The sequence below is a fragment of the Mesorhizobium sp. GW821-FHT04C10 genome (assembly GCF_059420305.1).
In genome coordinates this window covers 3,230,474-3,248,801 of record NZ_JBWKTL010000001.1, presented here as the reverse complement: position 1 = coordinate 3,248,801, position 18,328 = coordinate 3,230,474, and the positions used below count along the sequence as shown (strand labels likewise).

The following is an 18,328-nucleotide window of genomic DNA, read 5'->3' as shown; positions in this document are numbered from 1 at the left end:
CGCGCGGCCTGGACATTCCTTGCCTCGTGCGAAAGAAGGCCGGGTCAATCAGGGGAGCATCCATGACACAGGCGACCAAACCCGTGCTGACCGGCAGCAGGGTAACGCTGAGGCCGCTGACCCGGCTCGACGCACCGGCGATCCACGCGGGGCTGGAAGAACCGGAATCGAAGCGGCTGACCGGCACGCACGCAGAGCACACACTGGCAGAGGTGGAGGCCCATTACGCAAGGGCCGAAACGGCAAGCGACCGCTGTGACTATGGCATCATCGCCGGCGGCGCTTTGATCGGCGAAGCCGTGCTGAACGGCATCGATTGGCCAAACAAGGCAGCATCGTTTCGCATCGCCATCTGGGCGGCAGCCGTCCGCGACAAAGGCTACGGCACCGAGGCCGCCGCGCTGCTCCTTCATCACGGCTTCGAGGCGCTGGGGCTGAACCGCATCGAACTGGAGGTCTACGCGTTCAACCCGCGCGCCAGACGGGTCTACGAAAAGCTCGGCTTCCGGCTCGAAGGCACGCGGCGCGAGGCCTTGATCTGGGATGGCGAAGCTGTTGATGCCCACATCATGGGCCTGCTGAAGCGCGAATACTCCGGGACGCCGCCAAGGGTTGGATGACCACCGCCAGCAGACGTCGCCGCTTGCTCGAAGTCGTCCAGGCGCGACCTACTTCAACTCCGCCCAGACCGGCGCATGGTCGCTGGCGCCATCCTGCCCGCGCACGTCCCGGTCGATGCCTGCCCCCTTCAGCCGGCGGGCGAGCGTCTTCGACAGCAATATGTGGTCGAGCCGCAAACCCGCATCGCGCGGCCAGCGGTTCCGGCGGTAATCCCAGAAAGTATAGAGCGTCTCCTTCGGATAGACCTTTCGCAGCGCGTCGACCCAGCCCTGCTCGATGAGGGCCGCGAAGGCGGCGCGGCTTTCCGGCTGCACCAGCGCATTGTCGTCATAGGAGCGCGTGGCGTAGATGTCGCGCGGCTCAGGCACGATGTTGTAGTCGCCGGCCAGCACGACAGGCAGGCCGGTGTCGAGAAGCTGCTCGGCATGCGCTTCCAGCCGCTTGTGCCAGGCAAGCTTGTACTGGAATTTCGGCCCCGGCTGCGGGTTGCCGTTCGGCGCATAGAGGCAAGCGATGACGATGCCGTTGACCGCCGCCTCGATATAGCGGCTCTGCCGGTCGGCATCGTCGCCGGGCAGCACGTCACGGGTCAGCACCGGTTCCGCGCCGCGCGCGAGGATGGCGACACCATTCCAGGTCGGCTCACCCTTCCACACCGCGCCGTATCCGGCATCGGCCAGCGCGGTGCGCGGAAACTGCATATCGCGCGCCTTGAGTTCCTGCAGGCAGACGACATCGGGCTTCGCCGCCGCCAGCCAGGCCAGCAAATTGTCCAGCCGGCTGTTGATGTTGTTGATGTTGAAGGTGGCGATTTTCATGGGGCGCATGAAAGCAGGAAGGCGAAGCGGGGAGCAAGAGAGGATGCGGCGCGCTGCGCCAAGGCAATAGCCAATGTCTGCGCTGCCCCTCATCCGCCTGCCGGCACCTTCTCCCCGTAAACGGGGCGAAGGGAGCGGGTGGCAAAGCCGCAGCCATTTCTGTTACATAAGCGATGGGCGAAAGCAGCGATGACCGCGTCTTTCTCCCCGCCACTATGCGGGGAGAAATGTCCGGCAGGACAATGAGGGGCGGCGCAGACGTTTCAGAAAGTGCGAAAACCCAACGCGCGCTCTAAATCCGCTCCGCCCAACCCTTCACCGTTTCCGCCAGCGTCTTCAGATGATCGGCCGCCGAAAATCCCGAAATGCTCTTGCGCGGCTTCAAATCATGGTCGCCATCCTCGAGCCAGATCACCTCGATCGCATCGGACAGCCCATACCCCGCGACCTCGTCGCGCGTGCCGAACTCGTCGCGCGTGCCTTGGAAGATCAGCGTCGGCGTCCTCAGCCCTATCAGATGCTTCGTGCGCAACTGGTCAGGCTTGCCGGGCGGATGAAAGGGATAGCCGAGGCACACCAACCCGGCAATTTCACCATTGGCGAACATCTCGTCCGCGACCATGGAAGCGACGCGCCCGCCCATCGACTTGCCGCCGATGATGAGCTTCCCGGTCACGCCCCTGGCGCGCAGATCGGCGATCGCCTTGACGTATTCCGGGTTCACCGTCTCGGCACGTGGCGGCGGCTTGCGCTGGCCGTAGCGGCGCGCCGCCATATAGTGGAATTCGAAGCGCGCCACCTGGAAGCCGGCGGCGGCCAGCGCCTTGGCGGTGGCGGTCATCGAGGGCGAATCCATCGACGCGCCGGCGCCATGGGCGAGCAGGATGGTGACGGGGGCGGTGTCGAAGCCGTCGAAGAGGAAGCTGGTGGGCATCAGGCGCGAACTCCCGGAAAAGAAGAGACAATCCGCTTCGACAGGCTTTCTATCACATGGCCTCGCTTTTGCCCGCCGCGGTTGCGCCGCGATGACGAAAAAATCGTCTCCCTGGCTCGGTGGATGGCATCGCGCGCCTTCCCGCTTCAGCGCCGCGACCAGATTTCCGTCTGGCAGAAGATCTTGAGCGCGCAGCCGGTGAGTTTCAGGGAATTGCCCTTCAGCGTCGCACGACCCGAATATTCCCGCTCGTCGCGCGGATCGGTAACCGTGCCGGAATAGATGCCCTTGCCCGACGCCTTGAGCCGGCCGATCTCCTTGCCCGGCCAATCGCCGGTCTTCATGACGATGCAGAAGCGGTCGCTACAGCCATGGATCGCGGCGATGGATATGCCATCCATCGTTACCCACTCCCCTTCGATTGGATCGGCCCAGGCCAAACCAGGCGCCATGACCATGGCAAGCAGAACGGACAGTCGCGGCAGTTTCATGAAGCACTTCCCCCTTGCAAAATTTCAGCAGCCCGTGCCGACGAAGCCCGCCGAAACCAGCGCGGCCGATGTCGCCTCGTCGATGGTCCCGCTCTGCGTCAGCCCATATTGCCGCTGGAAGCGGCGAACGGCCTCGGCCGTGACCTCGTCATAGACCGTGTCGGGAAATTCGAGCAGCAGCCCCAGCCGGCTGAGCAGCCGTTCGGCCCGCTTGACGCGCGGCGAGATGTCGCCGGGCTGGAGCGCCGCGAACACATGGTCGGGCAAGACCTTGCACTGCTTGTTTCCCTCATCCCTGGAGACCCTGAATTTGCCCACCAGCGAGGCGATGTCGGGCCCTGGCTGCACCGTGAACAGACTTTCCGAACCGGTCATCGAATAGAGCAGCGTGCTGTCCAGGTCCCACGCCCCGTCAGGCGTCGACGAAACCGTGACGTGGCCCCCGTCGCAATCGATCTGGCATTCCAGCTTGCCCTTGACGAGATAGCACTTGGCGCTGGTCTCGAACTCGGTGTTGGGCACATCCCACTCGGTGAACGAGATCCTGATGATGTCGTCTTGCAGCTGCACGGCCATGTCCTTCACAGGCCCGTCCTTGCGGTCATTGTGCAGCGTCATGCATTGCCCGGACTCGAACTTGTCCGCCGCCCGCGCGATTTCCGGAACCAATCCCAGCAAGACCATCGCAAGCATCATGGAAAAGATACGCGTCATGCTCATCTCTCAACGCCAATTGCCGGTGAGCAGGAAGGGAGCCCAGTAGTAAGGGTGCGAAAGCCCGCCCTGCGCATCCGGCGGCACCAGCGAAATGGCGCCCCGCGCCGCGGTCTCGGTCACGATGCTCGGCCCCGCCGCGATATCCGTCGACCCGATCTTGCCGGCGATGAACTCGCGCTGCGTCAGCGCCAGCGCCATGGCCTTCGACATATTGCCCCGCTCGCGGATCTCGTAGAAGCGCTGCATGCTGAGTGCCGTCGAGGCATCGTCGACCGGCCACAGGCTGGCCAGGATGGCGCGCGCGCCACGGCTGCCGGTCAGCATGGAAAGGCTTTCGAGCTCGCGCCCGTCGAGACCCGGATCGACATAGCCGGTCTCGCAGGCGGACAGCGTCAAAAGGTCGACGCGGCCGAAATCGAAGGCGCGCCGATCCTTCTTGATATCGCGCAGCGACAGTTTCTCGCCCGTGCCGAGCAGCAGGAAAGACGACCCATCGCTTCCCGCCAGGTTGAAATGCGAGGAGATATGCACGACGCCGAGGCCGGCCGGCGAGCGCGCGCCGATACGCAGCGCATCGGTCAGCGCGTCCTTGTTGAACGCCGCATCGAAGACGGCGCGGCCCTCGAAAAGGCCGTATCCATCCTTGCCCTTGATGATGCCGTCGATCTCGGCCTTGACGCCCGGCAGCGCCTTGAACCCGTCGGCGGCGCGCGTCATTCCGAGCGCGGCGAACGGAATGCCGGTCGTCTTCCTGCCGGCGATCTCGTAGCCGGCGTCGGACAGCATGGCGAACTCGAAATGCTCCACGGCATAGCCCGTGCCGTCATGGAGCGCGGCGAAGGGGATGTAGCGCAGGCGGCGGTCCGGCGACAGCAGCACAAGCTTGGTCTGGACCGCGTCCAGATCGGCCCTGAAGGGGGCGATAAGCAAATCGTAGAGCTTGCGCGCCTGTGGCTTCGGGTCGCGCGACCGCGACGTCATCGCGAGGTGCAGCTTCTGGATTTCTTCATTGAGATGCGCCTCCGAGAAGGGCTGGCCGTCCCATTGGTCGATCGTCACGCTTTTGCGGTCATAGGCGGTCGTCAGGATGATGTTCAGCCTGTCGGGAAGAACGAGATAGTGCAGCACCGCCGGCTGCTCCGGTTCATCCCTGAGATAACCCTGCAGCGATCCGAGCGCGTCGATCCGCGCGACCTCCTCGCCGCGTCCCAGCGCCTCGGCCTTTTCCACGATGGCATCGAGCGCCTTGTCATAGGCGGCGTCCGCCTCGGCGAGCCTTGCCTGGAGCGTATCGAGCTCTTTCGTCTCCGCGTCGTCGAGACCGCCCTGGCCGCGCTTGACGATCAGTTCCTCGGAGCGCCTTGCATCTTGCGTCGTCGGCGGACGCAACGTATCGATCGCCGCCTTCAGCCCGCGCTCCGGCTCGGACAGCGGCAGCGTGTCATAGGAACGGCCCCGGAAATCGGCATCGCGGTCGACGAACTGGAAGGCCTCGAAATCCTTCAACATGGCAAGCACGGACTCGGCCTCGGCGAGACGGTTCTGGCGCACGAAGAAGTCGGCAAGCCAGCGATAATTGTCCGCGACCAGGTCGCTGAAACATGTCTGCAGATGTTCGGGCAGGCTCGACAGCGCCGAGCGCACCGTCTGCAGCGTGTTGACGGCGTCCTTGGCCAGCACCATCGCCACGTCATTCGAGCCCAGGGCCAGCGTCCGTTCACTGGCCTTGGAGAGCAGGCAGACGCGCGTCAGGCCGCGCTGCAGGGCTCCCTCGGAAAGCCCAGCGATCTCGTTGAGCTGAAGTTCGGCCGAAAGCGCCGTCAGTTCCATGCGCAGCGCCTCTTTCGGCTGCTCTGCCTGCTTGAGCGCACCCGACAGATCGCGTGCGGCGTTGACGAAGGCGCGCGACAGGCCGCCCCTGGCGGCAACATGGCCGAAAGCCGCGCGGGCATCGTCAAGCGGAGGCGCCGTCGGCTCGGGCTTGCCAGCCGAACCGCGCTGCATCAGCGTCTCGAGGAAGCCCCTCGCCTCTTCGTCGCCATTGTCCGCCAGGAAGGTCAGAAGCGGTACGAAGCCTTCCGGCAGCGCCTTCAGGTTGGTGGCGTCGCGGGAAGCGACGAGGCGCCGGAAGGTGGGCGTCCGGGCGTGCTGCTCGCTGGGACCGGTGACCTGCGACATTTCAAAGCTTGTCGATTGGATCCGGCGGGCCCGCGCCAGCGCGCCGTCGAAGTCGCCATACGCGGCCAGAATGTCGACCAGCTCGATCGAATCGAGCTCGGTCAGCTTGGCGAGCCCCGGCGCCACCGCTGCTAGGTCGAGCCGCCCCGAAGCCATGGCCCGCGCGGAGCTTTCGCAGGCATACGGGTCGTCCTTGCAGACACGCTTGAGCAATGCCGCGGCCGCGACCGGCACCGCCTTTTCACCGTCCTTCTGGCGGGCCTCCTCGAGAGCCGCGGCGACGAAGGAATCGATGTGCTCCGTCCCACCCGCGCGCAGGCGCTCCAGTCCTTCATTGGGCTGCTGCGCAAGATCGGGCCGGGCACGCAACAGGAGGTAGAGCTCATAGCCGGCGTCCTGATTGCCGAAATCATGCGCCAGGCGAAGCCATTCAGCGGCCTTGTTGACGTCTATGACGCCGCCGCATCCGGTGCACAGATTGACCCGCGCCAGGGCGAGCGCGAAGTCGGGCGCCACCTCCGCCACGTTCATGATCGCGGTGGCCGCCGCCTCCGATGACAGCGCCGCACCGGGCGACATCATCCGGTTGGCCAAAAGCAGCGCCGCCGCCGTCGGTCCCTCGGAGGCACGAAACCGCCCGGGCTCGGACAGGAACCGCTGATAGAGGGAGAGCGCCATGGAAGCGCCCGCAGGCGTCTCGTCCGTCTCGGCCATGCGCGCCAGCTGGTAGATGGCGAAACCATCGCCGGCATCGGCGGCACGTTGCGCCCACCGCCTGGCCGCCGCCTTGTCCTTCTCGACACCGAGGCCCTCCAGATACAGGAAAGCCAGGCGCGATTGCGCCAGGGGACTGCCGGCCTCCGCCGCCATTTCGAAAAGGCTGGCTGCAGCGACGGCATTGCGGCCATCGATCGTCCCCTCGAGCAAGCGTTCCGCCACGGCGACCTGCAACGCCGGCGGGGCGGGCCGCAACGCCTGCATCCCTGCCTCATAACGCCCGGCCAGCGTGGCAACGCGGGTGAGAGTGGCGATGTCGGCGACGCTGACCTGCTCCCAGGAATGGGTGACGAAAGGCCCTGCCGAGCCCAGTTCCGCATCCACGTCTTCAGGGCTGGCGGCGCCCGGCTCCTGCTGTGCGCCCTCGTCTGGCGGCATCCATTTTCCGGCAGCGACCTCACCGCGCACGAACAACGTGATCGCGTCGGCGGCGGAAGCCGGCTTATCCAATGCCTCCAGGTAACGCTTGTAGAAAACATCCGAACCGGAGGGCGTCGAAAAATCTTCGATCGCATCGCTTTGAGCCTGCGACGCACACACCCAGCACAGCGCCAAAAACGGCGCCAGCAGAACACCCCTCAAACGCATATTGCTGCCCACGCAAACTGCTATCGACCCACCCGGGCGCAGCATATCTGGAGCATTGGGACGATTTCAAGACACCGCGGCCAGCTTTGACTGCCCGTCAACAGTAACGTCGAACAGGTCGCCGAACAGAAGACTTTCCCTCACCCCGCCGTCCGCGCCAGCTGCATATCCACGAACTGCACCCCTTTGGCCGCCACCCCGGCCCATTCGCTATCCGTGTCGAGTTCCAGATATCGCACCCACAGCCGCCGTGCCTCGGGCAGATTGCCGGCGTCGAATTCCAGCCGCGCCAGGTTGAACACCGGGTCGGCATAGGCCTTGTCGAGCGCGATCGCCTTCTGCAGGTGCTTTCGCGCCGAGGCGTCGCGGCCTTGCTCGCTCATCAGGCCGGCAAGGTTGAACCAGGCTTCGACGAAGGCGGGGTCTAGTTTTATCGCCCTGGCATAGTCATGCGCGGCCTCAGCCGCGTGGCCGCCGGCGCGCAGGCAGTTGGCGCGGTTGAAGGCGGCGATGGCGTCGGTCGGGTCGATGGCGAGGCAGCGCTGGTAAAGCGTGGCGGCACCGTCATGGTCGCCGCCCTCCTCCGCCGCTTCGGCCTCGGCGAACAGGTCTTCCAGCGTGTCGTCGCCCTGGGCGGCGCTGCCCAGGTCAAACAGCAACTGCCCGTCGAGTTCGCTCTGGCCGCCTTCGAGATAGATCGCGTCGGCGCGGCCATGCTGCGAGCCGACAGCGAGCGACTTGGCGGTGAGTGACGCCACCGGGCCGGAGCGGTGCACGGAGCGCGCGATCGCGCCCCAACTGGCGCCGCCCGCCACCAGCCCCGCATATTTGCGCGCCAGGATCAGGTCGCGGAAGGAATAGGGCTCCGCGTCATGTTCGAACGCATCGAAGAGCGACAGCAGATCGAGGTCGGCGCCGGGCAGCCGAGACTGGTCGATCAGCGACTGCCGGGACAGTGAGGACGCCTCCGGCGCCTTCATCAAGCCGAGCAGGCGCAAAAAGCCGTTCTCGCTGATCAGGATGCGCCCTGCCGCACGTTCGGCGGCGACGCGGCGCTCGATCTCGGCATCGCCGTTCTTGGCGAGGCCAGCCTTGGCGAGAAGCGTACGGCCGAACACGACATGCGTGGTGCGCCGGGTGATACCGCGCCTGAGCTGGCCATGCTGGCGCTCGACCTCGCGGGCGGCGAGCCTGAGCGGAAACGCCGCCAGCGCGCCGATGGTGCCGAAGACGGCGCCCGCGACGGCCGATGCCGTCATTTCTTGCTCTTGCCGACCGCCTTGAGCAGACTGGCCTTCAGCGGATTTTCAGGAGCCCCACCCGCTGCCGCCTTCTTGGCGGCGGGTTTTGCCGCGACCTCGTCGGCCTTGCTCTTCGACTTGGCCGGCGGCTTCGACTGCGACAGGCTCGCCTTGAGCGCATCCATCAGGTTGATGACATTGCCGCGCTCGGGCGCTGCCGCGATGATCGGCTTGTGACCCTTGAGCTTCTCGCGGATCATCGCCATCAGCGCGATCTCGTAGCGGTCCTCGTAATTCTTCGGATCGAAGGTGGTTTCCTTCTGCTTGATCAGCGCTTCGGCGAGTTCAAGCATTTCCTGGTCGGGCTTGCCGGCCGGGATGTTGCCGAAATATTCAGCCGTGCCGCGCACTTCGTTGGGGTTTCTCAAGGTGCACACGAACATGCCGTTCTCGCGCGCGCCGATCGTCACCACCCGCTCGCGGCTGGACAGAACCAGCCGCGCGATCGCCAGCTTGCCGGATTTGCGCATCGCCTCGCGCAGCACGGCGAACGTCTCCTCCGCCATCGCCCCATCCGGCGCCAGGTAATAGGGCGCGTCCTGGTAGATGACATCGACCTCGCCTTCGTCGACGAAGGCCTCGATGTTCATCGTATGGTTGGATTCGATGCGCACCGCGTCGAGGTCGGCATCATCGATGATGATGTACTGCTTGTCCTCATACTCGTAACCCTTGATCAGGTCCGAGCGCTCGACCAGCCCGAGTTCGGGATCGACCGGCTTCATGTTGATGCGGTTGTGGGTCTTCTTGTGCAGCTGGTTGAACGAGATGCGCTCGCTGGTCGTCGTTGCGGGGTATAGCCGCACCGGACAGCTGACGAGGCTGAGCTTGAGGTAACCTTTCCAACTTGCCCTGGGCGCCATGATATACTCCTACGCGGCCATGCACTGACATTTTAGCTTGAGCATGGTCTTGTCCGAAAACCGGTTCCCGCTTTTTGGGATCATGCTCTCTGCAGCGCTTTCGTCCGAAGGACGATTGGCGCCATGGAAATCCTACACCGACCCCGCATGATACCGGCAAATCCCTGACGAAATGGTTTAGGGCGCCGGAGGGGTCGCGGGCGGAGGATAATTCAAATTGTATGAAGCGTCGATGGCGGGCGAAGGGCTGGTGATTGGCCGAATGCCTTTAAGCTTCGCCATCCTAGGGTCTGCGCGCGTCGCTTCGCTCCTTGCTCCGCGCTAGGATGACGAAAGAAGGGTCGGCAAATCCCGCGCGAACTCGTCGATATCCGCCCAGGGATCGCCCGACGTTTCCAGCAAGCCCGGCAGCGACGAATAGTTCAGATCCTGCGGCGCATCGATCGCTTCCAGGTCGCTCCAGCTCACCGGCGTCGAGGCCGGCAGATTGGTGCGGGCGCGCAGCGAATAGGGGGCGGCGGAGGTGTGGCCGCGCGCGTTGCGGTGATAGTCGATGAAGATGCGCTTCTTGCGGTTTTCCTTGCCCATGGTGGTGGTGAAGGTGTCGGGCGCGGTTGCCGTCAGATGCGTGGCGATCGCGCTGGTCGCCTGATGCAGCTTCTTCCAGTCCTGCCTTGATGTAACCGGCACGGTGATGTGGATGCCGCTGCCGCCGGACGTCTTGGCGAAAGGCACCAGCCCCAGCCCCTCCAACTCGCCCTTGATGTGGACGGCCGCCTCCACCACCTCGCGCCACGAAATCCCCTCGCCCGGGTCGAGGTCGAAGACGATCTGGTCGGGCTTGTCGAGACTGGCGCGGTGTGTGCCCCAGGTGTGGAATTCGACGACGCCGAACTGCGCCAGCGCCAGATAGCCCTTGGCGCCTTCGACCGAGAGATAGGATTTTGTCTCGCCTTCTGAATTGGTCGCCTGGAACGTCACCACCGAGGGCGGCATGCCGGTGAAGGCGTGGCGCTGGAAGAAGCAATCCTTGGGCAGGCCGGTCGGGCAGCGCACCAGCGACACCGGGCGGCCAAGGATGTGCGGCAGCATGAAGTCGCCGACCAGCGCGTAATAGACGGCGATGTCGAGCTTGGTCGGTCCGGTCTTGCCAAACAGCCGCCGCTCCGGATTGGTCACCCAGATGGTGGCGAGGTCCGCCTCGGATATCAGCCGTTTGCGCTTGGCCGAGACCGGTGTCGACAGCCCGACATCCCTGAGACCGCGAAACACGCCATGGCGCAACGAATTGTCCGCCGTTCGGTTGGCATAGTGGATGCGCGCCGAAAACAGCGGCTTCACCCAGTGCATCTCGCGCATGATCTCGCGCGGCACGCCTTCGGGCGGCGTCGCGCCTGATGTCAGAGGCTCCAGCCGGGCAAGCAGATCCTCCGCCGTATCGCGGTCGAAGCCGGTGCCGACCTTGCCGCGATAGTGCAGCTCGCCGTCCACGAACTCGCCCATGCCAAGGGCTGCCAGTCCTTCCGCCGCCTCGGAGACAGTGTATCCGGCAATGACGAAGTCGCCGCTTTGCAGCGCCTTGGTCTTGGTCCAGCTCTTACTGCGGCCGCTCTGGTAGATGGCGTTGGCGCGTTTGGACACGACGCCTTCCAGCCCGAGCTCCGTCGCCTGGTCGTAGAGCCCCTGCCCCGAGCCTTCGACATGGTCGGAGAACTGGATGGCGGAATTGGCGCCGAGGCCGGCGAGCAGTTCCGCCAGCAGCGCCTTGCGCCGGATGAGCGGCGCCTTCATCAGGTCCCAGCCGTCGAGATGCAGCAGATCGAAGGCATAGAAATGCAGCTTGCTGCCGGCGCCCTCGGCCAGCGCGTCCTGCAGCAGCGCGAAGCGGCTGATGCCCTTGGCATCGAGCACCATAATCTCGCCGTCGATGATGGCCTCGCGGCATGGCAATTTGGCAAAGGCGTGCGGCAGGTCGCCATAGCGTCTTGTCCAGTCGATGCCGCCACGGGTGATCAACCGCACCTGCCCGTCGGAAACATGCGCCATGGTGCGGTAGCCGTCGAACTTGATCTCGTGCAGCCAGAGCTCGTTCGTGTTCTCGGCAACGCCTTCGCCGCCCGGCGGCTTCGGCACCTGCGTCGCCAGCTGCGGCTCGATGCGGCTGAGCGCCTGTGCCTTGACGGCGCCAGGCAGCGTGCTTGGTTTCAGGGAACCCGGCTTGGGCGCGGATCTCGCGGCCGGCTTCGCCGCTGCCGCCAGTTCCTCGATGCGCAATCCCGATTTCACGCTTTCCGGCCGCGTTTCGAGGATGTTCAGCGTCGTGTCGGCGGCAAGGTCGCGCTCCTTGAACAGCAGCCAGTTTTTCTTTTCCGCGTCCTCGCCGGGCTTGGGCTTCAGGCGCGTCAGCATCCAGCCGCCATTGAGCTTGTCGCCAGCCAGCCGGAACTTGAACGCCCCGGTCCTCAGGCTCTTTTCGACGTCGTCCATCGGCGCCCATGTGCCGGTGTCCCAGACGATCATCGGCCCGCCGCCATACTCGCCCTCGGGGATGACGCCCTCGAAGTCGATATATTCGAGCGGATGGTCCTCGGTCTCGACCGCCAGCCTCTTGTCGGCCGGGTTGAGCGAGGGCCCGCGTGGCACCGCCCAACTCTTCAGCACATCGCCGACCTGCAGGCGCAGATCATAATGATCGGCGGTGGCATGATGCTTGTGGACGACAAAGCGGTTGCCGTCGCCGGTAGTGAGGCCGCCCGCCGGCTCTGGCGTCTTGGAGAACTCGCGCCGGGCGCGATAGGTTTTGAGTTTGGAGGGAGCCGGCATGGGTCAGCGCCAGAAGCGTTTGGGAAGCAGGAGCAACCGCCGCGTTCCGGAGCCGATGGAAGTCACGCTCTCAATCGTCGGCGGCCGGCGTCAGTTCGAGGTCGGCCGGCGATAGCCCCTGCCGAAGTTGCTCGAGCCGGAACTCATCCACCCAGTAGGCCTCGCCGTCGACCAGCACGCGTGCCCTGTAGGCACCGTCCGAAAAGCTCTGCGCGGTGATGTAGACCTTGTGGGCGTCGAGCGCCTTGCGCACCGCGGCGCGTTTGGCATTCTGGCTGGTTACGGGACTGAACATGACGCTGCCCTCGGTCGCCCTGACACATCGGGCGACTGGGCTCAAGGATGACGGAGACAAGCAGTCCTGTCAATTTTGCGGCGCCGGCCCGCGCATTGGTCATGCGAAAAAACTCCGCTCCCATGTCGAAATCCGGTGCCTGCAAGCGACATTGATGCGGCGCCGGCGCGGCGCGATCACCTCAAACGAAAGGAAGCACCACCATGGCCAAGATGCTCGTCATCTACAAAACCCCCGCCGATCCGGCGGCGTTCGAGCGCCATTATCACGACATTCACGTGCCGCTGGCAAAGCAATTGCCCGGACTGCGGCGCTACGAGATCAGCCGGTCGCCGATCATGAATGTCCTGCCGGGCGAGACGCCCTACAGGGTCGCCATCCTCTATTTCGACAGTCCGGAGGCCATTCGCACGGCCTTTGCCAGCGAGATCGGCCGGGCCTGCGCGGAGGACCGGCGAAAGTTCGCCGGCGATGATGATCTGGTGACGATGCTGCTCTTCGACACCGAGCCGCTGTGAGCCGTCACACATCTTCACCGTCGAAGATCAGCATGTCGGCGCCGCCGGTCGCGAAGAGCTGGAGGTCGGCTGCAGCAGCCTGCCCTTCGGCGCTGGCGAATGCATTCTGGATGGCGGCCAGATCGTCAAACCGCAAGGTGGCGACCAGGTGGACCTTCGCTGGTCCGGCCGGCGTCATCACCGGGCCGCGGCTGATTTCATAGCGCCGCAATCCCGGGATGGTCTTGGCCAGCGGAATGTGCTTTTCGCGATAATAGGCATCGAACGCCGACGGATCCGCAGGCGTGCCGTACATCACCACCAGGCTTGCCATCATTGCCTCCCGAAATCATTGCTCTTTCGGGAGCCTGATGACGTTGGCGGGAGCTTGTCAATCCACCCGTCCCTCCCAGAACGAAGTCGCCTTGACGAGCAGCCTCAGTTCTTCAATCGCCTCAACCGGCGCATCACACCCTGCACGGTCTTGTACAGTTCCGGCCTGGAGCGCACGAAAAGCTCGATCCTGCCGCGCAGCTTGATATAGGCGGTCGCCCCGCTGCCCCGCAGCGTGATCGGCTCGCACAGCTCCGCCAGCACCGAGCTTGAAGCGCCGATATGCTGCTTGTAGCCCTGGCTGCCGACCGACAGGTCGAAATAGCCGAGCCCTTGCGTCACCCCCCACATCATCAGCTTGCCGATTGTCGTCAGGCCCGGCGAGGCGTTGGCCACCGCGTCCTGGTCGATCCCGAGCAGAAGGGCGTGCAAGGTGCCCTTCATGATCAGCACGTAGATGACGGCGAGATAGGTTTGCCCGACACGCAGCCCGAACAGCCGTACCGAGCCGTCGGACAGGCCTTGCAGGGCGGCGTTGCGATAGAACTCGACGACCGGTGCCTGCGTCAGGAGGTCGAAACGCCCGAGCTCGCGAAAGCGATTGAGCCTGAGCTCCAGCAGCGTCGCGAACTGCTTTTCCACCATATCCGGTGTCTCGGCCTCGGCCAGGTCGAGCTTGCCCATCTGTTCGAAGCGGCGGCAGTGCTTGTGGAAGTTCTTGGCGAAGGACGGTTTGCAGATGCGCTTGATCAGCGTCGCCGGCTCGCCATGCATGGCGAGGCCCGAGGCGATCTGGATGGAATCGCGCGTCGCCGAAAGCAGCGCCAGCGGATTGGCGACGCCATGGATCTGTTGCGGAATGCCCGCGATGTGGATGCGGTCCGCCGGCGGCAGCACGGCGCGGACCGCTGCCCACGCGGCATCGGCACCTTGCCTGGTCCAGGGTCTCGCATCGGCCAGCAGCGGCGCCGAATAATCGCACACGCCACAGCTCAGCCATTCGATGACATGGTGTCCAAGCGCCCGGCGCCGCATCAGCGGCAGCAGCATGACCGGCGCGCCCGTGACGGCGTCGTTGACCTCGACGACCAGCAGCTCGGCACTTGCGGGCATCAGCCGTTTGGCGATCCCTTCCACCCAGGCAAGGCCCTGATGACCGGTGCATAGGCCGGTCGCCTCAAGGCGCTGCCACAGCGGCCTTACGCTGTCGAAGCTGGTGTGCAGCCGCGCCGTATAGTGCGCGACGGCGCCCAGACCGGCGACATCGGGGGAGGCCAGCTGGCCCGCTGCATCCGCTACCGCTTCTATTCGCATTGCCTGGCCTGCCACGTCCTTCTCCCGTCGTTCAGGCCCGCCCTCGTCATCCCCCACGAAGACGCCGCAAACCTCGCATCATCCCCTGAGCCGCGGTGCGCAGCCGGGGGTTGGAACGCACGAAGGCTTCGGTCCGGTTGCGGAGCTCGATGGCAGCGCTCGCGACACGGCCCCGCACCGTCAACCCCTGGCGTAGTTCGGCCAGCACCGAAGCCTTGGCGCCCATACGTTCCTTGTAGCTCTGGTCGCCAACCGACAGGTCGAAATAATCGAACCGCCGCTCGCGCGCCCAGCCTATCAGCCGGCCCATGATCAAGAGGCCCGGTGAGACATTGGGCACCACGCCCTGGTCCATAGCTATCAGCAGAGCATGAACAGTCCCTTGATGGACCACCGCATATTGGACGGCGATCAGGGCATCGCCGACGCGCAGCCCGAAGAGCCGCACCGATCCGTCCGGCAGACCCTGCAGGGCGGCGTTGCGGTAGAAATCGACAACCGCCTCCTGCGTCAGCAGGTCGAAGCGGCCAAGCTCGCGAAAACGGCTGAGCCGCATCCGGATCAGTTCGCCGAAGAGTTGCTCCACCTCGGCCTGCGTGCCGGCCTCGACCAGCTCCACGCCGCCGAGCCGTTCAAGCCGGCGCCAGTCCTTGCCGAATTCCTTGACGAAGGATGGCCTGCACAGGCGCTTGAGGACGGTTTCCGGGTCGCCGTCGATGGCCAGGCCGAAGGTGGTCTGGAGGGAATCGCGCGTCGCCGGAAGCAGCGCCAGCGGGTTGGCGACGCCGTCGATCCGCCGCGGAATTCCCAGGATGTTGACGCGGTCCGCCGCCGGCAGCACGGAGCGCACCGCCGCCCACGCGGCCTGCGCGGATTGTGCCGTCCACGCGCTCGCATCGGCCAGCAGCGGTGCCGAATAGTCGCAGACGCCACAGCTCAGCCATTCGATCACCCGATGGTGGAAGGCCGGCCGCAGCATCAGCGGCACCAGCATCAGGGGCGCGCCCGTCACCGCGTTGTTCACTTCAACGATGAGCGGCTCCGCGCCTGCCGGCATCAGCCGCGCCACGATCCCCTCCACCCACGCGAAATGCTGGTGGGCGGTGCAGACGCCATCCGTCTGGAAGCGCAGCCAGAGCGGCTTGACCGCTTCGAGGCTGGTGTGCAATCGCGCCGTGTAGGCGTCGTTCGCGGCGACGATGGCGGAATGAGAGGCCTGCCCGTCGGGCAAGTCGGTCACCGCGGCAATCTGTACTGCCTGCTCTGCCACATCTCTCTCCTATCGCTTCGCCGCGGCGAACGTGACCGCCCGCCGCCAGGAGCCGAGGCGGCTGTGCCGCTGCTGGTCCGGATGCTCGATGTTCCACATGCGGTGATGCGCGAAATACCATGATGCCACGAGCACGAAGGTCTCGGAGACCGCCGAGCCCAGCAGCGCCCATGGCGGCGACGCGACGGCCAGCAGGATCGCGATCAGCGCCAGCCCGACGATCGCGCCACCCATCGTGATGAACGCGACGATCCGGAAATCGCCGAAGATCTCGAGCACGATGCGGGGCATGATGTAGAGCATGATCGGCACGAAATTCGCGATCACGAAAAGCCCGATGAACCCGACCGAGGCATCCTGCAGAGCCTGGGATTTTATCATCGGCAGGACGAACATGATGGCGCATCCATAGGCCAGGCCGCCGAGCCCCATGACGAGCGACCAGATCTTCGCCTGCGCCCAGACGCGGCGCGTTTCGTTGGCCTGCATCAGCTTCGCGAGTTCCGGCTGCGTCATGTTGACGAAGGCAAGGCTGATGATGCGCAGCGGAGCGAACAGCACGAGGACCGCCGCCAGCGGCGCGTAGGCGGCCGGTCCGGCAATGCCCGCGACCAGCAGCGCCAGGCATTGACCCTGGATGTTGGTGGTGGTCGCGCTGAAGGCCGACCAGCACAGCTGGCGCCAGAGCTTGGTGTAGCGCCGGCGCGTCGGCATGCGGAAACTGACGCGAACCCTGCGGCCCGCCAGCCGGACCAGGACGAAGATGCCAAATAGATTTGCCGCCGCAAGGGCGTAGAACACGGTCTGCAGCATGTCCCTGGCGAACCAGATCGCCAGCCCGGCGAGCACGATGCCGGCGATCGTGAAGGCGGCGTCGCTGATGGAGACGACCACCTGCTGGCGGCGCGTGAAGAATGCCGTGCGCATATGGCTGCGCAGCGACCAGGCGCCAACGAAGCAGCCGGCGGCAATGCCGCTTGGGTCGCCCAGCAGATGCATCAGAATAGCCGTGCCGGCGGCCATCAGCAGCGCCACGACCAGCGCCGCCGTTCCGAAGGCCACGTCATGGGCATCGACGCCGGCCCTGTTGCTGCTCTTGCTCATCCAGATCGAGGCGGGGACGGCGGTGAGCGACCTGATGTAGGACAGGCCGACGCCGCCCATCACCATGGCGAGGGCGAAGAGGCCGTAGCCTTGCGCCGACAGCATGTGCAGCAGCGCGAGGTTGAGGGCGAAGTGAAAGCCGCTCTGCATTGCCTCGCCGCCGATCATCAGCACGAGGCGCCGCACCAGATGGACGGGGAACTTCACGGCTGTGTCTCCGCCTGGCGGGTGGTTGCCGCCTTGCCTGGCCTTGCCATGGCCGCCTTCAGCTTGTCGGCGGCGATCGCCGCGATCGCCGCGGCCGCGACCGGCTCGCTGAACATCGTCTCGTAGCGCTTGCGCCCGGCGGCGACGAACCCGCGCCAGGCTTCAGGGGCAAGCACGATCTCCTGCAATTTCGCGGCAAGCGCGGCAGCGTTGTCAGGCGGAACATGCCAGCCGGTCTCGCCGTCGCTGACCACCTCGACCAGTCCGCCGATCGCCGACACCAGCGGCGGCCGGCCATAGGCCATGGCCTCGATGGCGACGCGGCCGAGCGATTCCGGGCGCCGCGACGGCACGGTGACGATATCGGCCCAGCGATAATGCTCGGAAGGGTCGGAGATGAAAGGCAAGGTGCTGACCTGGTCGGCCAGCCCCATGGTGCCGACGAGTTCGGCCAGGGCGCGCTCGCGCTCGACGCTTTCGAAAGCGCCGCCGACCAGCCGCACCTCGATCCTCGACTTCAGCTCCGCCGGCATCGAGGCGATCGCCTCCAGAAGCACTTCCTGGCCCTTGATCCGGTTGATGCGGCCAAGCAGCAGCACCCGCAGCGGGCGCTTGCCGTCATAGGTCATCGCCTCGGCCGCCGCCGGGCCGGCGACGCCATTGTAGACGACATATGAGCGCGCGGATTTGGGATCGCCGAACGCGGCGCGCGTGGCGCGTGAGTTGAAGATGAGATCGGCACGGCTCCAGTGCATCAACCCGACCAGGATCCGGCGCAGCACGCCTTCGGGAATCTCGTGGATGTGCAGCAGGGCTTTCGTCGGCAGCAGGCGCGAGGCCAGCGCATAGTCGGCGACGATCGAGGTGTTGACGTAGACGAGGTCGCAATCGCGCAGCCGCCGCCATGCCCGCCACAGCGCGACCGGCAGCCGCGCCATCTCGATGGTCGCCAGCCTCAGCATCGCCTGACGCCGCAGCACCCAGAGCGGTTCGAAGACGATCCGGCTGGCATGAGGCTCCAGGATCTCAAGGATCGGCCCGCTGCGCGGCAGCACCACTTCGATGTCGGCGGACGGAAACGCGGCGCGCAGCGCCGCCACGCTCTCCGCGAAGCTGCGGTCGGAGCCGTAGAGTTCGTAGCCCTGGTGGATGCAGGCAATCCGCATCTTCACATGCATCTTTCTGTCAGGGGTGGTG

General features: G+C 65.4%; 16 protein-coding genes. 2 read left to right on the top strand and 14 right to left on the bottom strand.

From position 1 onward, the window contains the following. Window positions 1-62 precede the first annotated feature (62 nt). A complete protein-coding gene (locus tag AC07UC_RS15700; protein WP_494906644.1) occupies window positions 63-620 on the top strand; it encodes a GNAT family N-acetyltransferase in 558 nt (185 codons plus the stop codon). Window positions 621-668: 48 nt separating this feature from the next. On the opposite strand, the gene xth is transcribed toward AC07UC_RS15700, so the two are convergent. The 9 genes from xth to AC07UC_RS15655 all read right to left on the bottom strand — a co-directional run bounded on the left by xth (window position 669) and on the right by AC07UC_RS15655 (window position 12,406). After that, entirely contained in the window at window positions 669-1,439 is a 771-nt protein-coding gene (xth, locus tag AC07UC_RS15695) for an exodeoxyribonuclease III (protein ID WP_494906643.1), read from the bottom strand. 292 nt (window positions 1,440-1,731) lie between these two features. Beyond that, entirely contained in the window at window positions 1,732-2,373 is a 642-nt protein-coding gene (locus tag AC07UC_RS15690; protein WP_494906642.1) for an alpha/beta hydrolase family protein, read from the bottom strand. Between the two features lie 146 nt (window positions 2,374-2,519). Then, window positions 2,520-2,864 carry a DUF2147 domain-containing protein gene (locus tag AC07UC_RS15685; RefSeq protein ID WP_494906641.1) on the bottom strand — a complete coding sequence of 115 codons (345 nt, stop codon included), beginning with the start codon at window positions 2,862-2,864 and terminating at the stop codon, window positions 2,520-2,522. 24 nt (window positions 2,865-2,888) lie between these two features. Then, window positions 2,889-3,578 carry a peptidoglycan-binding domain-containing protein gene (locus AC07UC_RS15680; RefSeq protein ID WP_494906640.1) on the bottom strand — a complete coding sequence of 230 codons (690 nt, stop codon included), beginning with the start codon at window positions 3,576-3,578 and terminating at the stop codon, window positions 2,889-2,891. Between the two features lie 9 nt (window positions 3,579-3,587). Next, window positions 3,588-6,986: a CHAT domain-containing protein gene (locus tag AC07UC_RS15675; RefSeq protein ID WP_494906639.1), complete on the bottom strand. Its 3,399-nt coding sequence runs from the start codon at window positions 6,984-6,986 to the stop codon at window positions 3,588-3,590. A 278-nt stretch (window positions 6,987-7,264) separates the two neighbouring features. Next, the gene (locus AC07UC_RS15670) at window positions 7,265-8,383 is read right to left on the bottom strand and encodes a tetratricopeptide repeat protein (RefSeq protein ID WP_494906638.1); all 1,119 of its coding nucleotides are present in this window, start codon (window positions 8,381-8,383) and stop codon (window positions 7,265-7,267) included. Further along, a complete protein-coding gene (gene ku / locus AC07UC_RS15665; RefSeq protein WP_494906637.1) occupies window positions 8,380-9,288 on the bottom strand; it encodes a non-homologous end joining protein Ku in 909 nt (302 codons plus the stop codon). Before ku ends, AC07UC_RS15670 begins: the two co-directional genes overlap by 4 nt. A 321-nt stretch (window positions 9,289-9,609) precedes the next feature. Then, window positions 9,610-12,111, bottom strand: coding sequence for a DNA ligase D (gene ligD / locus AC07UC_RS15660; RefSeq protein WP_494906636.1), 2,502 nt, complete (start codon window positions 12,109-12,111; stop codon window positions 9,610-9,612). Between the two features lie 70 nt (window positions 12,112-12,181). Next, window positions 12,182-12,406 carry a hypothetical protein gene (locus tag AC07UC_RS15655; RefSeq protein ID WP_494906635.1) on the bottom strand — a complete coding sequence of 75 codons (225 nt, stop codon included), beginning with the start codon at window positions 12,404-12,406 and terminating at the stop codon, window positions 12,182-12,184. Window positions 12,407-12,609: 203 nt separating this feature from the next. Between AC07UC_RS15655 and AC07UC_RS15650 the strand changes: the two genes are divergently transcribed. Beyond that, entirely contained in the window at window positions 12,610-12,924 is a 315-nt protein-coding gene (locus AC07UC_RS15650; protein WP_202326667.1) for an EthD family reductase, read from the top strand. 4 nt (window positions 12,925-12,928) lie between these two features. Here AC07UC_RS15650 and AC07UC_RS15645 read toward each other — a convergent pair whose 3' ends face one another. The 5 genes from AC07UC_RS15645 to AC07UC_RS15625 all read right to left on the bottom strand — a co-directional run bounded on the left by AC07UC_RS15645 (window position 12,929) and on the right by AC07UC_RS15625 (window position 18,297). Continuing rightward, on the bottom strand, window positions 12,929-13,237 hold the full coding sequence (locus AC07UC_RS15645) for an EthD family reductase (RefSeq protein ID WP_494906634.1): 309 nt from the start codon (window positions 13,235-13,237) through the stop codon (window positions 12,929-12,931). Between the two features lie 104 nt (window positions 13,238-13,341). Continuing rightward, window positions 13,342-14,565 (bottom strand): GNAT family N-acetyltransferase, encoded by a 1,224-nt coding sequence (locus AC07UC_RS15640; RefSeq protein ID WP_494906633.1) that lies wholly within the window; start codon window positions 14,563-14,565, stop codon window positions 13,342-13,344. Between the two features lie 31 nt (window positions 14,566-14,596). Next, window positions 14,597-15,820 (bottom strand): GNAT family N-acetyltransferase, encoded by a 1,224-nt coding sequence (locus AC07UC_RS15635; protein WP_494906632.1) that lies wholly within the window; start codon window positions 15,818-15,820, stop codon window positions 14,597-14,599. Window positions 15,821-15,829: 9 nt separating this feature from the next. Then, a complete protein-coding gene (locus AC07UC_RS15630; protein ID WP_494906631.1) occupies window positions 15,830-17,131 on the bottom strand; it encodes an MATE family efflux transporter in 1,302 nt (433 codons plus the stop codon). Then, the gene (locus tag AC07UC_RS15625; protein ID WP_140774720.1) at window positions 17,128-18,297 is read right to left on the bottom strand and encodes a glycosyltransferase family 4 protein; all 1,170 of its coding nucleotides are present in this window, start codon (window positions 18,295-18,297) and stop codon (window positions 17,128-17,130) included. Before AC07UC_RS15625 ends, AC07UC_RS15630 begins: the two co-directional genes overlap by 4 nt. Window positions 18,298-18,328: the final 31 nt, after the last annotated feature.

What these genes read in the sequence shown, in the direction of transcription:
- AC07UC_RS15700 (WP_494906644.1), top strand. Translation starts at nt 63, where the DNA reads ATGACACAGGCGACCAAACCCGTGCTGACCGGCAGCAGGGTAACGCTG.
- xth (WP_494906643.1), bottom strand. Translation starts at nt 1,439, where the DNA reads ATGAAAATCGCCACCTTCAACATCAACAACATCAACAGCCGGCTGGAC.
- AC07UC_RS15690 (WP_494906642.1), bottom strand. Translation starts at nt 2,373, where the DNA reads ATGCCCACCAGCTTCCTCTTCGACGGCTTCGACACCGCCCCCGTCACC.
- AC07UC_RS15685 (WP_494906641.1), bottom strand. Translation starts at nt 2,864, where the DNA reads ATGAAACTGCCGCGACTGTCCGTTCTGCTTGCCATGGTCATGGCGCCT.
- AC07UC_RS15680 (WP_494906640.1), bottom strand. Translation starts at nt 3,578, where the DNA reads ATGACGCGTATCTTTTCCATGATGCTTGCGATGGTCTTGCTGGGATTG.
- AC07UC_RS15670 (WP_494906638.1), bottom strand. Translation starts at nt 8,383, where the DNA reads ATGACGGCATCGGCCGTCGCGGGCGCCGTCTTCGGCACCATCGGCGCG.
- ku (WP_494906637.1), bottom strand. Translation starts at nt 9,288, where the DNA reads ATGGCGCCCAGGGCAAGTTGGAAAGGTTACCTCAAGCTCAGCCTCGTC.
- ligD (WP_494906636.1), bottom strand. Translation starts at nt 12,111, where the DNA reads ATGCCGGCTCCCTCCAAACTCAAAACCTATCGCGCCCGGCGCGAGTTC.
- AC07UC_RS15655 (WP_494906635.1), bottom strand. Translation starts at nt 12,406, where the DNA reads ATGTTCAGTCCCGTAACCAGCCAGAATGCCAAACGCGCCGCGGTGCGC.
- AC07UC_RS15650 (WP_202326667.1), top strand. Translation starts at nt 12,610, where the DNA reads ATGGCCAAGATGCTCGTCATCTACAAAACCCCCGCCGATCCGGCGGCG.
- AC07UC_RS15645 (WP_494906634.1), bottom strand. Translation starts at nt 13,237, where the DNA reads ATGGCAAGCCTGGTGGTGATGTACGGCACGCCTGCGGATCCGTCGGCG.
- AC07UC_RS15625 (WP_140774720.1), bottom strand. Translation starts at nt 18,297, where the DNA reads ATGCGGATTGCCTGCATCCACCAGGGCTACGAACTCTACGGCTCCGAC.